We start from the raw sequence: 12,330 nt of genomic DNA on the forward strand, positions 1-12,330 counted from the left end.
GTGTCCATGCGCTGGGTGACAGGCACCGTTATATGTATGTTAAAATCATATCATACTGACAAAAAACAAGGGGGAATTTCGATGAAGGCGATTGTGCATGAAGGAGCCGCCGGACTTAGCGGTGTTTCTTGCCGTGAAACAGAGGAAGCGGTACCAAAACAAGGGGAGGTGCGGATTCGGTTAAAAGCAGCGGGGCTGAATCATCGCGATTTATTTGTACTGCACCGTCATCAAGAGCATGAGCCGCCGCTTGTGATCGGATCAGATGGCGCGGGTATCGTGGATGAAGTCGGCGCGGGTGTAACATCGGTTAAAGTGGGAGACGAAGTGATCATCAACCCGGGACTTGGCTGGTCGGAAAAAAGCGATGCGCCGCCTGCTGGATTTGAGATTGTTGGCTTGCCGTTTCACGGAACATTTGCAGAATCAATCATTGTGCCCGCAGAAAATGCGGTACTGAAGCCGCAACACTTGTCATGGGAAGAAGCAGGAGTCTTGTCACTTGCCGCTTTAACGGCATACCGCGCACTATTTACAAGAGGCAATGTTAAACCTGGCATGACGGTATTAATTCCAGGCATCGGCAGCGGAGTAGCGACGTTTTTGCTTCAATTTGCAAAAGCAGCAGGTGCTGCTGTGTACGTCACGTCACGTTCGGAAGAAAAGCGCCAAAAAGCGCTGGAAATCGGCGCGGACAAAGCCATTGATTCAGCGGGCAGCTGGACTGAAGCGCTCGGCGGAGAAAAAGTCGATCTTGTTATTGAATCTGTCGGTGCGGCGACATTTAATCAGTCGCTTGAGCAGTTGAAAACTGGCGGTACCATTGTTACGTTTGGTGCGTCGGCCGGGGATGAGGTGATGATTAATTTACGAACCTTCTTTTATGGCCAGTTTAACATGCACGGCTCAACGCTCGGCAGCGGTGAAGAACTGAATGAAATGCTTCAGTTTATCGAAAAACATGAACTACATCCTATTATGGACCGGACGTATACACTTGATCAATTTGAAGAAGCCTTTACAAGAATGGAAAAAGCCGAGCAGATCGGGAAAATTGCATTTTCTATTGAATGAAACGCTTTAGTGTGATAAAACTAGTAACAAGATCAAATTAAATAGGAATCACCGCTGGGGGTGCCCGTAATGGGGCTGAGAGAGGCGAGCTGCCTTAACCCTTATAACTTGAACCGGTTTGAACCGGCGTAAGGAAGAGGTGTTTTGACGTTTTACTTCAATTTGTCATGACAGCCGTTTCTTCCTTGCGAAGAAATGGCTTTTTTACGTTTTAGAAAGGAAGGCTGCTATGACCACGATCACACAATTACATACACAAATTGATAAGAGGAAAGATGAACTTATTGATTTATTGAAAACATTGATTTCATTTAAAACGCCGGCACCGCCTGCCCGTAATACGGAAGAAGCCCAGCAGTTTGTTGCTGCTTTTTTGCGTGAAAAAGGCTTCGCAATTGATAAATGGGATGTATATCCGGGAGATCCGAATGTCGTTGGTACATTAAAAGGAACAGACAGTGCCGTGTATAAAAGTTTAATTATAAATGGCCACATGGACGTGGCGGAAGTGAGCGCGGATGAGAAATGGGACGCCGATCCATTCATGCCGATTATTAAAGAGAATGCTGTAGTCGGGCGTGGCGCAGCAGACATGAAGGGGGGTCTCGCCGGCGCTTTATTTGCGATTCAGCTTCTCCATGAGGCGGGTATTGGACTGCCGGGTGATTTGATTTTTCAATCTGTCATTGGTGAAGAAGTCGGCGAAGCGGGCACCCTTCAATGCTGCAAAAAGAGCTACAGCGCCGATTTTGCCCTCGTCGTTGATACGAGTGATCTGCATATTCAAGGCCAGGGCGGTGTCATTACTGGGTGGATCACACTAAAAAGCGATAAGACATTTCATGATGCTACGCGCCGGCAAATGATTCATGCAGGCGGCAAGCTGCTAGGTGCAAGTGCCATTGAAAAAATGACAAAAATTATTCATGGCCTGCAGGAGCTTGAGCGGCATTGGGCGGTCATGAAAAGTTATCCTGGATTTCCGCCGGGAACAACAACGATCAATCCAGCAGTGATTGAAGGTGGACGTCACGCCGCTTTTATTGCCGATGAATGCCGCCTTTGGATTACGGTCCATTTTTATCCGAATGAAACATATGAAAGTGTGGCAAAAGAAGTAGAAGAATTTATCGGAAATATAGCAAAAGGCGACTTGTGGATGCAGGAAAATCCGCCACAGTTTGAGTGGGGCGGCACGTCCATGATCGAAGACCGCGGAGAAATTTTCCCATCGTTTGAAGTGGATCCTGATCATGCGGCCGTTCACACATTGATGGACATACACAGCAGGGTGCTAAAAGAAAAGCCAATACTTGACGTGTCACCATCCGTAACTGATGGAGGATGGCTGGCGGATGCCGGCATTCCAACCGCAATTTACGGACCCGGCAAGCTGCATCATGCCCATGCGGTTAATGAGCAGCTCGATATCGATGAACTCGTTCAATACACGAAAGTGATGGCTTCCTTTATATACAATTGGACGCACCAAAAGAAAGGAGACCAGTGACATGAAATTCAGCGATCAGCTAAAAGAAAAATGTCTGCCGATCTGGCAGCAAAACCATTATCACCCGTTCGTAAAAGGAATGGCGGACGGCACGCTCGATCCGGAAAAATTCCGTTTTTATATGGTGCAGGATTACTTGTATTTAATTCAATATGCAAAAGTATTTGCGCTTGGCGCCGTTAAAGCGGACGACATAGCGACAATGGGCAAATTTGCAGCGCTGCTGGACGGAACACTCAATGAAGAAATGGCACTGCACCGGCAGTATGCGGCCCGGTTCGGCATCACAGAAGAAGAGCTTGAGCAGGCGAAGCCGTCACCGATCACACTTGCGTATACGCACTATATGCTGCACGCCGCTCAGAACGGGACACTTGCGGATGTCGTTGCGGCTGTTTTGCCTTGTGCCTGGAGCTATTGGGAAATTGGCAAAGAATTAAGTAAGCGGCCGGGTGCTGCGGATCATGAGTTGTACGGTGAATGGATTCAAATGTACGCCTCGGAAGAATTCGGCCAGCTTGCAAAGTGGTGCATCGAGTTGATGGACGAGCACGCGGCTGGAAAATCGGACAAAGAACGCGAACGGTTAGAAGAGATTTTCTTAAATACGACCCGGTTTGAGTACATGTTCTGGGAAATGGCGTACAACGGGGAAATGTGGCCGATTAATGCGTAAGCCAGTGCTTGAGTTTCAAGATGTGTCGTTTTCATACGGCGGCAAAAAGCCAATTCTCGACCATTTAAATGTAACGGTTTACGAACGGGAATTTGTCACGATTATCGGCGCAAGCGGCTCCGGAAAAAGTACGCTGTTTCGCTTAATTACCGGTCTCGAAACGGAGGAACACGGACGAATACGGATAAATAGTGAGCAGCCCAAAAACCGCCACGGCCGCACCGGCTATATGCCGCAGCAGGATTTATTAATGCCGTGGCGAACGGTGCTCGAAAATGCTGCAGTTCCACTTGAGCTTGCGGGAGTGAGTAAAAAAGAGTCATCTATCCGTATTTTACCGCTTTTGAATGAATTTGGACTAAACGGTGCAGAACATAAGTATCCGTCTGAGCTGTCCGGCGGCATGAAGCAGCGAGTGTCCTTTTTACGTTCGATTTTAACAGGGTCCAATATTCTGCTTTTGGATGAGCCGTTTAGTGCGCTTGATGCCATTACGCGGCTGTCTATGCAGGAGTGGCTGCTGGACCAGTGGGAAAAACGGGAAAAATCAATTTTGTTTATTACGCACGATGTGAACGAAGCACTGTTTTTATCCGACCGGATTTTCGTTTTTCAGGATACACCGGTACGCACACTTCAGGAAGTCGTTGTGCCACTTGGCCGTCCAAGATCGCTGCGTGATTTAAATGATCCGGCCGTGATGGAACTGAAAGACAAGCTTATTGATCAATTGCGGGGCGGGGTGAAGAGATTGTGATGAAAAAATATGGACCCGCCGTGCTTATTGTCATTTTCCTGTTTGGGTTATGGGAATTGGCTTCCCGTTTCGTAAACTTGTCGTTTATTTTTCCGCCGCCATCTGGCGTCGCGATCCGGTTTTGGGAACTGCGGGAAACACTTCTTTTTGACCATTTGCCATCCACGCTTGCCATCATTTTAATCGGTCTTGCGATATCGATTGTGCTCGGTGTGGCACTTGCCGTCTGGATGGCGGTTAGTGAAACAGCGGAACGGGCTTTTTATCCGCTTGTCATTTCATCACAAATGATTCCGACCATTGCGCTTGCGCCGATTTTTATTATGTTTTTTGGCTATGGGATTTGGAGTAAGGTCGTTGTGACCGTTCTGATTACGTTTTTTCCGATCACTGTCAATACATTTGACGGGTTGAAATCAAGCAGCAAAGAGCTGCGGGAATTAATGCTGACGATGGGCGGAACGAAAAAAGATATCTTTTTAAAAGTGCAGGTACCTTCTGCGAAACCGCACTTTTATTCCGGCTTAAAAGTAGCCGTTACACTAAGTGTGATCGGCGCGGCGATTGGGGAATGGCTTGGTGCCCAGGCGGGACTTGGATACTTCAGCCGCCGGATGATGACTCAATTTGACGGCGCGGCCGTTTTTGCGCCAATTGTTCTGTTATCTGCTGTCGGTATTGTTTTATTTTTACTTGTGAAGGTACTTGAAAAACGATCAATGAAATGGAGGAATAAAGAATGAAAAAATGGACAGCAGGTATTCTTGCGGCAATGATGCTCGCAGGGTGCGGGGCAAGTGAAGAAGAAACACAGACAGAAACAGCAGGGGGCGGCGATCAAGAGCTGCAGGACGTCAGCATTATGCTCGACTGGTATCCGAATGCAGTACACAGCTTTTTATATGTAGCAGAGGAAAAAGGCTATTTTGAAGATGAAGGCATTAATCTTGATATTCAATTTCCGGCGAATGCGACCGATCCGATTGCGATGGCCGCGTCTGATCAAGTCACGCTTGCGATTACATACCAGCCGGATGTAATCGTAGCAAGTACGGAACAAAATGTAGGCGTGAAGTCCGTTGGCGCGATTGTGCGTGAGCCGTTAAACCGCGTCGTATCACTTGCTGAAAGCAACATTCAGTCACCAAAAGATTTAGAAGGCAAAACGGTCGGCTATACGGGTATTCCACTCAATGAATCCATTGTCAAAACAATGGTGGAACAAGATGGAGGAGACCCATCGAAAGTAGAATTGATTGACGTCGGTTTTGAATTAAATGCAGCGTTGATCAGCAAAAAAGCAGATGCCGTTGTCGGTGCGTATATTAACCACGAAGTGCCACTTTTAGAGTTTGAAGGGTACAAGACCGCCAATTTTGATTTAACCAAATACGGTGTGCCATCGTTTTATGAATTAATTACGGTCACAAGCGACAAAATGTGGGAAGAAAACCCAGAACTCATCCAAGCGTTCTGGCGCGCGGCAGGGAAAGGCTTTGACGATGTGAAAGCGAACCCAGATGAGGCCCTTGATATTTTGATGGCGAATCAGGAAGCCGAAAACTTCCCGCTTGAAGAAGAAGTAGAAAAAGAGAGCATGGATATTTTATTGCCGTTAATGGATTCAGAGCAAGGCTTTGGCTACCAGGAAGAGCAGCCATGGGCAGATACAGCCAAATGGATGAAAGAGACAGGCTTAATTGAAAAGGATCCGAAAATCGACGAACTGTTCGTCAATATGCCGGAATGAGAAAGGAACTGTCCCAAAATTTGGGCAGTTTTTGCTGTTATCGTGTACAATGTAAAGATAGGCAGGATGTAAAGGAGAGGGATGCACTTGTTAACAAATGATCTCGATTTTCGACTAGAGCCAAGACTGAAAGTCTTATACGATGAACATAAAACACGTTCTGCTAAAATTGACTGGGGCTACCATGAATTTTTGCCATGGGACAAAGCGCAGGATTTCCGCCGCGTGCCTTGGGATCCGTCGCAGGTTACATTACCGCCGAACGTTGTCACGGCAATTGAAACCGCTCTTTTGACTGAAGTGAATCTGCCTTGGTTTACGTCGCATCTTGCGCAGACGTTTAAAGGCTCGCTTTCTATCGTTAAAGATTTTGTTTATACGTGGACTGCAGAAGAAGATCAGCATTCAAACTTACTTGAAACGTATTTGCTCATTACACGCAGTGTTGATCCAAATCGGCTGCATGAGCTTCATAAAATGACCGTTGAAAACGGCTGGGAGCCTGATTTCCACACGCCGTTTGAAACGATGGTGTACACGTCGATGCAGGAGCTTGCGACCATGGTGTTTTACAACAATGTCGCCAAAGAAGCGAACAAGCACGATCCGGATCTGGGCAAAATTTTACGCCGTCTCGCTAAAGACGAAACGCTTCATTATGCTTTTTACCGTGACGTGATCAAGTTTCATTTAGAGCTTGAGCCAAATTACTGCTACCATCTCGGGCACGTTATTAAAAACTTCCAGATGCCGGGTGCCGTTATGCCGGATTTTGAAAATCGGATGGCGATTATTGCAAAAGAGGCAAACTATGGACCGCTGGAATATTTTGATCAAGTGCTTGATGTTATTATTAAGTATTGGGATATTGAAAATCTTCGTCCAATTGCGCCAGAAGCAGAAAAGGCCCGTCTGGACATTTTAAATTACCATGCCCGGATGAAACGGGTAAAAGAACGGTTTATGCGTTCACAAAAGTAATTCACTCATGGATAATATGAATAAAAAGGATAAAATGATAACAATCTGTTCGGAAAAGGGATGCAGTGTTACGATTATTTCATCCCCTGATGTGAACAGAAGTGTTTCACATCCCCAGGGAAAACGAAGCGCCGCGCTTCGTTTTCTTTTTTTATTTATTGGAGGCGTTTACAAGATGGCAGTCTTCACAAATGTGCTTATTCAAATTATTCTTCCTATGTTTTTGCTTATTGCAGCCGGCGCTTTTTTGCACCGGAAATATACATTGCACATGCCGACATTATCACAGCTGACCATTAATTTCTTTTTGCCGATGGTGTGCTTTGTGAATATATATGAAACAGAGCTATCGGGTACAACCGCTGTTATCGTTTTTGTTTATTTGCTGCTGTTTAATGGACTGTTAATTGCGGCAGCCATGCTCATCTCCAAGATGGCAGGGTTTGAGCGGAAATTATCATCCAGCTTTCAAAACAGCGCCGTTTTAAGCAATTCAGGCAATTATGGTCTTCCGGTAAGCGGTCTTGTGTTTGCCGCAAATCCGCTTGGCTTATCTGTTCAAATTATTATTTCGATTTTTCAAAATCTGCTGACGTATACGTGGGGGTTTTACAACTCTGTTTCCGCTTCGGCCGATAATGAGAACGTGCTGAAAAAAGTACTCAAGCTGCCGGTGCTTCATGCCCTTGTATTAGCTGTTGTGTTAAAAGCAGCCGGCATCAAAATCCCATTCTTTTTATGGTCACCAATCGAAAATTCATCAAATGCTTTTTTAGCGGTAGCTCTTATTACGCTTGGCGCACAATGTGCTTATATGAAAATCACATCTGTTTCTAAGCCGCTCATACTTGCCGTTTCAACCAGGCTGCTGCTTTCACCGGCGATCGGTCTGCTCGTCATTTTTCTGCTGGATGTTCAAGGGACGCTCGCCCAGGCGATGTTTATTGCCAGTTCGTTTCCTACATCACGAAATAGTGCGCTCTTGGCGCTTGAATACGATAATTATCCAGAATTTGCGTCACAGGCCGTTATTGTTACCACTGTGCTCAGCAGTGTAACAGTGGCATTGGTCATTTATTTGGCAAAAATATGGTTCCCGTTGTAAGCGCCGTTTTTTCTAAACCGCGCTCTTTTTTGTTGTGGTAAAATGTAAAGGACGAGGGAGGGATATGGATGATTGAAAACTGGATGGCAGAAGTACAGAAAACGCGCCGCGCGCTTCGTTCAAATATATTAGAGACGGTGCTGAATGAATTTGACTCACGGATCACCGGCCTGAGTCATGATAAACGCAAGAATAAATACAGGCAAATGGCGGAAAATCCATTTCGATTTTTCCGGGGCAGCGCGTATTTATTTTATTATGATGTAACAAAAATCCCATTTTCATTTCATACACCGGACGATAAACCGACGTGGATTCAAGGTGATATGCACGTGGAGAACTTTGGTGCGTTTCAAAATAGTGAAGGGGATATTGTATACGATGCCAACGATTTTGACGAAGGCTACATGGGTTCGTACGTATACGATTTACTTCGCATGACTGTCAGTATTGCACTTTACTGTGAACAGTACGGCTTTGGTGACGCAGAGGAACGCATGCGTGTATTTCTTGAAGCTTATTATAAGCAGCTGAAAAAGTTTGTAAAAGGAAAAGAAGACCCAATCACCCTTTTTTACACGGAGCACAACACGAAAGGTCCAATCCGCAAAGTGCTGAAAAAACTTGAAAAACGTGATTCAACGCGGCTATTGGAACAATGGACAGTAAAAGAAGACAGTACACGGACGTTTGACCTTTCAGAAGAACTCACACCGGTTACACAAAAAGAGCAGGAGAAGATCGAAGCGGTCTGGCATGCTTATATAAGCAGCTTGGATGATGCAGACCGGAAAAAGAGCGAATTTTATGAAATAAAGCATATTGTGCGCAGGCATGGTTCCGGTACGGCTTCGATCGGTCTCGACCGCTATTACATTTTAATAGAAGGTAAGCAGGAATGCATAGAGCAGCTTGATGACTTGATTTTGGAAATGAAAGAAGTTCGTGCACCCGTACCGGCTTATTTTATGCCGTATAATGAAGAATTTTGGCTGAAATACAGCCATCAAGGTGAACGTGTGGTCACGACCCAAAAAGCGATGCATCACTACGATGACCCATTGTTAGGTTATGTCACGATCGACAACCGGCATTTTTACGTACGGGAACGGTCGCCATACAAAAAGCGGATCAAGCCGGAAGATATTGAAAACGAAAAAGAGTTCGATAAAGTACTCGACGTCTTTGGCGGCATTGCGGCGAAGATCCACGCCCGCGCTGATGTAGACATCGCACATTCACTCTTAGACTATCATAGTGAAGAAGAGATTTTAAATGCGATTGGCGAAGATTTTGATGCGTTTTCTGAACAGCTCGTTTTTATGTCAATGGCGTACAAAGAACGTGTTAAACAAGATTACGTGCTGTTTTGCGGCTGGCTGAATACAAAATTTACGTAAGGAAAAAACTGCCGAGTGGGGCAGTTTTTTTCATGGAACAAGTTTTAAACCGATCACAGCGGCGATAATCATGCCAATAAATAAAAGCCGCTTGGCGTCACGCGATTCATTGTAAACAATCATGCCGACGAGTGCGCTGCCGACGGTACCGATGCCTGTCCAGACGCTGTACGCGGTGCCCATAGGCAGCGACGTCATCGCAATAGATAGAAAAAGAAAACTTAGTCCGAAGCCGCCGGTCAGCATAACCCAGGAGCGGATATTTTTCTGCTGATTGACCATCGTCATGCCGGCAACACCCACTACTTCTAAAAGACCTGCTGCGATTAAGAGAGTCCATGTCATGATGCCGCCACATCCTTTTCATGCGTCACCATTTTCAAGCCAGTGATGCCGGTAAGAAGAAGCACGATAAGCGCCACTTTCATCCAGCTGAACGGTTCGCCAAACACGGTCATATCGAGCAAAACCGTTCCGGCGGTACCAAGGCCAACGAAAGCCGCATACACGGTAGTGGCTGGCAGCTTTTTGGAGCAATAAATGAGCAGACCAAAGCTGACGGCAATCGCCACGGCTGTTCCGAGCCATTCAAAAAGCGAATCAGCATGTTTTAATCCCGCAGCCCATCCGACTTCAAAAAATCCCGCTAATAGTACGAGAAACCATTTCGTATTCATTACTTTTCCTGTCCTTTCAAAAACTGCTGCTCGTAAACCCGCCATGCCACATCCAGCCGTTTCTCCGACTTCTTCCGGGTACCATAGCATAGTTCAACAAACAAGCTGTCTAAAATAATCGTATACATAACCGCTGCATCATCCGCCTGATCAGGAGGCAATTTCAACAATGCCCTCACTTTGCTTTCAAGAGCGTCAAGATACGCCTCGTACTGTTGAAGAATGTTTTCTTTTAAAAAGTCAGGCGGAAAAAAAGAACTCGTTAAGAAAAAGCGGAAAAGTGAATCTTCATCGTAAAGAAAAAGGTACGATTCAAGCAGTCCATATAAATTATTTGTTTCCTCTACGCGTTTCATTTCAGCATTAAATGCATCGTGAAGCATATATTCAAATAGATGATCCTTGCTTTTATAATGCGCATAAATAGACGGTTTTTTTATGCCAACTTTTTCACTTATTTGGGCAAGAGACGTTCCTGCATAGCCGTGCTCGGCGAAAAGTGAAGCGGCCGCTTGTTTAATCATTTCTTTCATTTTTATCCCTTCCTAACGTTCGTTAGTTTAAATGATAACATAAAGGGATGAAAAACAAAAACTCCCGCCTATAAAAGGCGGAAGAGGTATTATGTTGTATATTCACCATTAATTTTTACATAATCATACGATAAATCACAGCCCCAGACGGTTGCGGTACCTGCGCCATTTCCGAGCGAGATTTTAATAAGCACCTCATCTGTTTTCAAGTATTCTTCAAGCTCTGCCCGTTTGTCTTCTGTCGGCGACCCATCTTTAAACACATAAACGTCCGCAAATGAAACAGAAACAGAAGTGGTATCAACCGCGTCTTCTGAATTTCCGATCGTCGACATAATCCGTCCCCAGTTCGGGTCTTCTCCAAAAATAGCCGTTTTCACAAGCGGCGAGTTAATAATCGACTTGCCTATTTTTTTCGCTGCTGCATCGCTGTCGGCTCCTGATACTTGCACTTCAATGAGCTTCGTGGCGCCTTCGCCGTCACGGGCAATTTCTTTGGCGAGTTCAATACAAAGATCGGTTAAAACGGATTCGAATTCGACTAAGTCCACATCGCCCGCCAAACCGTTTGCGAGCATAGCGACTGTGTCGCTTGTGCTTGTATCACCGTCAACAGAAACGCTGTTAAACGAAACATTGACTGCTTTTTTTAGCATTTTGTTTAAATCAGCCGCTTCTATTTTTGCATCCGTTAGAATATAGCTAAGCATCGTCGCCATGTTAGGCTCAATCATGCCTGAACCTTTCGCCATCGCGGCAATCGTGATATTCCCGATCGTGCGTGTCCGGAATTTTGGATATGTGTCCGTTGTCATAATCGCCTTTGCTGACTGTTCAAGCCCATCTGCTTTCAGCTGTCCTTTTAAGCCAGGAACAGCAGAGACGATTTTCTCAATGGGCAGCGAAACACCGATGACACCAGTTGAAGAAGGGAGAACGTCAGCTGAGTTGATGCCAAGTTCAGCAGCAACGGTTTCTGTCATCGTTCGGGCATCTTGAAGCCCTTTATCACCGGTTGCGACATTCGCGTTTTTGCTGTTGACGGCAATTGCCTGCAAATAGCCGTCTGCCACATGCTCTTTTCCAACCACAATCGGTGCGCCGCAAAATTGGTTTTTTGTAAACATGGCCGCAGCCGAAGCGCGAACATCAGAGTAAATAATCGTGAAGTCAAGTGTGTCATCTTTTATTCCTGCATTGACCGAGCACGATGTAAATCCTTTTGGAAAATGAGTCAAAGAAAATCCCCCTAGCGTTTATTTCGATGTTTTTATTATACAACGAGATATTGATAAACGCGAAGAATATTTGAATAATTATTCAAATAAAATGAATATAACATCTTGACATATAAATGAAAATCAGTAAGATAGAAAGATAGCATAGGAACAGAAAGGGTGAGAAATCATGATCGAAGTACGCAAAGCGGTGCTGGCTGACGTGGAGCAAGTATTTGAACTCGTGAATCATTATGCAAATGAAGGGCTGATGCTGCCGCGAACGAAAGATTCGCTCGTTTTAAACTTGCAGTCTATTTTTATTGCAGAGGAGGAAGGAGAGATTCTTGGCATTGCCAGCCTGGCGATACTTGGTCATGATCTTGCTGAAATTCGTTCGCTCGGTGTGAAAGAAAATGCGAAAGGACGCGGCATTGGAAAAATGCTAGTTGAACGAGTGGTAGAAGAGACGAAATTAATCGGTATTCCCAAACTCATTTCGCTTACGTATCAAGTTGTTTTTTTCGAAAAATGCGGGTTTGAAGTTATTCAAAAAACAGAAATGCCGCAAAAAGTGTGGACAGATTGTATTCACTGTCCGAAATTTCCGAGTTGTGATGAAATCGCAATGGCGATTCAAACAGCGTAAA

Annotated in this window: 14 protein-coding genes and 1 riboswitch; of the genes, 10 read left to right on the forward strand and 4 right to left on the reverse strand. The window is 45.3% G+C overall.

The window, feature by feature from the left end; genetic code table 11:
* Nucleotides 1-81 precede the first annotated feature (81 nt).
* The 9 genes from VQ00_RS06570 (at nt 82) to VQ00_RS06610 (ending at nt 9,253) form a co-directional block, all read left to right on the forward strand.
* The gene (locus tag VQ00_RS06570) at nt 82-1,074 is read left to right on the forward strand and encodes a zinc-binding dehydrogenase (RefSeq protein ID WP_046179361.1); all 993 of its coding nucleotides are present in this window, start codon (nt 82-84) and stop codon (nt 1,072-1,074) included.
* 46 nt (nt 1,075-1,120) lie between these two features.
* Nucleotides 1,121-1,226: riboswitch (TPP riboswitch) on the forward strand.
* Between the two features lie 77 nt (nt 1,227-1,303).
* A complete protein-coding gene (locus VQ00_RS06575) occupies nt 1,304-2,584 on the forward strand; it encodes an acetylornithine deacetylase (RefSeq protein ID WP_046179362.1) in 1,281 nt (426 codons plus the stop codon).
* Nucleotide 2,585: 1 nt separating this feature from the next.
* Nucleotides 2,586-3,260, forward strand: coding sequence for a thiaminase II (gene tenA, locus VQ00_RS06580; RefSeq protein ID WP_046179363.1), 675 nt, complete (start codon nt 2,586-2,588; stop codon nt 3,258-3,260).
* Nucleotides 3,253-4,017: an ABC transporter ATP-binding protein gene (locus tag VQ00_RS06585; RefSeq protein WP_046179364.1), complete on the forward strand. Its 765-nt coding sequence runs from the start codon at nt 3,253-3,255 to the stop codon at nt 4,015-4,017. Before tenA ends, VQ00_RS06585 begins: the two co-directional genes overlap by 8 nt.
* Nucleotides 4,017-4,760 carry an ABC transporter permease gene (locus tag VQ00_RS06590; protein WP_046179365.1) on the forward strand — a complete coding sequence of 248 codons (744 nt, stop codon included), beginning with the start codon at nt 4,017-4,019 and terminating at the stop codon, nt 4,758-4,760. The genes VQ00_RS06585 and VQ00_RS06590 overlap by 1 nt, the downstream gene beginning before the upstream one ends.
* Entirely contained in the window at nt 4,757-5,767 is a 1,011-nt protein-coding gene (locus tag VQ00_RS06595; protein ID WP_046179366.1) for an ABC transporter substrate-binding protein, read from the forward strand. The genes VQ00_RS06590 and VQ00_RS06595 overlap by 4 nt, the downstream gene beginning before the upstream one ends.
* 87 nt (nt 5,768-5,854) lie before the next feature.
* Nucleotides 5,855-6,748 carry an acyl-ACP desaturase gene (locus VQ00_RS06600; protein WP_046179367.1) on the forward strand — a complete coding sequence of 298 codons (894 nt, stop codon included), beginning with the start codon at nt 5,855-5,857 and terminating at the stop codon, nt 6,746-6,748.
* Between the two features lie 175 nt (nt 6,749-6,923).
* Nucleotides 6,924-7,853 (forward strand): AEC family transporter, encoded by a 930-nt coding sequence (locus tag VQ00_RS06605; protein WP_046179438.1) that lies wholly within the window; start codon nt 6,924-6,926, stop codon nt 7,851-7,853.
* A gap of 68 nt (nt 7,854-7,921) precedes the next feature.
* Nucleotides 7,922-9,253: a DUF2252 domain-containing protein gene (locus VQ00_RS06610; protein WP_046179368.1), complete on the forward strand. Its 1,332-nt coding sequence runs from the start codon at nt 7,922-7,924 to the stop codon at nt 9,251-9,253.
* Between the two features lie 30 nt (nt 9,254-9,283).
* Here the strand turns inward: VQ00_RS06610 and VQ00_RS06615 are convergent, their stop codons facing one another.
* The 4 genes from VQ00_RS06615 to argJ form a co-directional block, all read right to left on the reverse strand.
* Nucleotides 9,284-9,598 (reverse strand): DMT family transporter, encoded by a 315-nt coding sequence (locus tag VQ00_RS06615; protein WP_046179369.1) that lies wholly within the window; start codon nt 9,596-9,598, stop codon nt 9,284-9,286.
* Nucleotides 9,595-9,930, reverse strand: coding sequence for a DMT family transporter (locus tag VQ00_RS06620; protein WP_046179370.1), 336 nt, complete (start codon nt 9,928-9,930; stop codon nt 9,595-9,597). The genes VQ00_RS06615 and VQ00_RS06620 overlap by 4 nt, the downstream gene beginning before the upstream one ends.
* Nucleotides 9,930-10,463 carry a TetR/AcrR family transcriptional regulator gene (locus tag VQ00_RS06625; protein ID WP_046179371.1) on the reverse strand — a complete coding sequence of 178 codons (534 nt, stop codon included), beginning with the start codon at nt 10,461-10,463 and terminating at the stop codon, nt 9,930-9,932. The genes VQ00_RS06620 and VQ00_RS06625 overlap by 1 nt, the downstream gene beginning before the upstream one ends.
* A gap of 89 nt (nt 10,464-10,552) precedes the next feature.
* The gene (gene argJ / locus VQ00_RS06630) at nt 10,553-11,701 is read right to left on the reverse strand and encodes a bifunctional glutamate N-acetyltransferase/amino-acid acetyltransferase ArgJ (RefSeq protein WP_046179372.1); all 1,149 of its coding nucleotides are present in this window, start codon (nt 11,699-11,701) and stop codon (nt 10,553-10,555) included.
* Nucleotides 11,702-11,870: 169 nt separating this feature from the next.
* Here argJ and VQ00_RS06635 point away from each other — a divergent pair, with 169 nt between their 5' ends.
* Nucleotides 11,871-12,329: an N-acetyltransferase gene (locus tag VQ00_RS06635; protein WP_046179373.1), complete on the forward strand. Its 459-nt coding sequence runs from the start codon at nt 11,871-11,873 to the stop codon at nt 12,327-12,329.
* The last annotated feature ends 1 nt before the right edge of the window (nt 12,330 follow it).

Source organism: Domibacillus tundrae (genome assembly GCF_000970675.1).
Taxonomy (GTDB): Bacteria; Bacillota; Bacilli; order Bacillales; family Domibacillaceae; genus Domibacillus; species Domibacillus tundrae.

Coding starts and splice junctions, on each gene's coding strand:
- tenA (WP_046179363.1), top strand. CDS start 2,586: ATGAAATTCAGCGATCAGCTAAAAGAAAAATGTCTGCCGATCTGGCAG.
- VQ00_RS06575 (WP_046179362.1), top strand. CDS start 1,304: ATGACCACGATCACACAATTACATACACAAATTGATAAGAGGAAAGAT.
- VQ00_RS06625 (WP_046179371.1), bottom strand. CDS start 10,463: ATGAAAGAAATGATTAAACAAGCGGCCGCTTCACTTTTCGCCGAGCAC.
- VQ00_RS06590 (WP_046179365.1), top strand. CDS start 4,017: ATGAAAAAATATGGACCCGCCGTGCTTATTGTCATTTTCCTGTTTGGG.
- VQ00_RS06615 (WP_046179369.1), bottom strand. CDS start 9,598: ATGACATGGACTCTCTTAATCGCAGCAGGTCTTTTAGAAGTAGTGGGT.
- VQ00_RS06585 (WP_046179364.1), top strand. CDS start 3,253: ATGCGTAAGCCAGTGCTTGAGTTTCAAGATGTGTCGTTTTCATACGGC.
- VQ00_RS06620 (WP_046179370.1), bottom strand. CDS start 9,930: ATGAATACGAAATGGTTTCTCGTACTATTAGCGGGATTTTTTGAAGTC.
- VQ00_RS06610 (WP_046179368.1), top strand. CDS start 7,922: ATGATTGAAAACTGGATGGCAGAAGTACAGAAAACGCGCCGCGCGCTT.
- VQ00_RS06635 (WP_046179373.1), top strand. CDS start 11,871: ATGATCGAAGTACGCAAAGCGGTGCTGGCTGACGTGGAGCAAGTATTT.
- VQ00_RS06595 (WP_046179366.1), top strand. CDS start 4,757: ATGAAAAAATGGACAGCAGGTATTCTTGCGGCAATGATGCTCGCAGGG.
- VQ00_RS06570 (WP_046179361.1), top strand. CDS start 82: ATGAAGGCGATTGTGCATGAAGGAGCCGCCGGACTTAGCGGTGTTTCT.
- VQ00_RS06605 (WP_046179438.1), top strand. CDS start 6,924: ATGGCAGTCTTCACAAATGTGCTTATTCAAATTATTCTTCCTATGTTT.